Origin of the sequence: Caballeronia calidae, from assembly GCF_900044055.2 — a bacterium.
Taxonomy (GTDB): Bacteria; Pseudomonadota; Gammaproteobacteria; order Burkholderiales; family Burkholderiaceae; genus Caballeronia; species Caballeronia calidae.
Genome location: NZ_FCOX02000313.1, coordinates 1 through 892 on the forward strand (window position 1 = coordinate 1; position 892 = coordinate 892).

The following is an 892-nucleotide window of genomic DNA, read 5'->3' on the forward strand; positions in this document are numbered from 1 at the left end:
TTCGCCTTGGCCAGCAGCGCATCGATCTGTTCTTTGAGTTCCAACTCGGCTTTCTTCATCCGCTCGTAACTCATCGCCTTATGACGCGACGCATTGGCCTTGATCTTCGTGCCGTCAACGGCCTTACGCGTATTTGCTGCACGTGCTCAAGGAGCTACCGCAGCGCGCGCAGGACGATGACGTCACAGACCTGCTGCCATTCAACTTCGCCAAGCAGCAAACGATCCCCGTTCAATCCGAGTAGCTTACCCCAAGGATACGCCGAACGTAGCGCTCGGCGTATCCTCATCGAGCCAAAACACATGGCCATGACCGTGGACGTCGCTGATCGCTTCCGATCGTCGCGATGCGCCTACGCTCGCCCAGTCATTGCGAACAATTCTCGCTACGGTGTGCGTAAATTAGCGGATACCCTTCAAGTGAAAGGCGCGAAAGTCGCAAAGCGTGCGATGCGCCGGATAGTTGCCCGCTGCGAGGACCCGGAACGCGACATCTTCATGCAGCTTCCTGGCCAGCTTGCGCGACGAGAACACCCCGGTCGCATAGCCGTAGACGAGCACCTTCACCATCATCGCCGGATGAAAGGGTTGATTGCGCGGGCCGCCGCTCGCATACCGCGCATGGAAGCTTGACAGGTCGAGCGAATCCACCGTGTCGCTGATGTAATAGGCCAGGTGCCCTTCCGGCAGCCAGTCTTGCAGCGCGTGGGGCAGCAACATCTGCTGCTGCGGCTCGTAGGGGAGATAACTTGTTGGCATCTGCTAACAACGTCTTCTCCGCTCGGCCGGATGACATCAGATTTCTGCCGCGCGGACTCCTAGCGGTCTATTGTCCGCTCACCGCTGCCCACGCTGAAGTAATGTGCGTTCGTACGATGCGCCCATACAGCGAC

Annotated in this window: 2 pseudogenes; one reads left to right on the forward strand and one right to left on the reverse strand. The window is 58.7% G+C overall.

The features are described 5' to 3' along the window. Positions 1 to 118: 118 nt before the first annotated feature. A pseudogene (locus AWB78_RS48100) lies at positions 119 to 244 on the forward strand (transposase domain-containing protein); the annotation flags it as partial. A gap of 172 nt (positions 245 to 416) precedes the next feature. On the opposite strand, the pseudogene AWB78_RS42820 reads toward AWB78_RS48100, so the two are convergent. Next, a pseudogene (locus tag AWB78_RS42820) lies at positions 417 to 758 on the reverse strand (transposase); the annotation flags it as partial. Between the last annotated feature and the right edge of the window lie 134 nt (positions 759 to 892).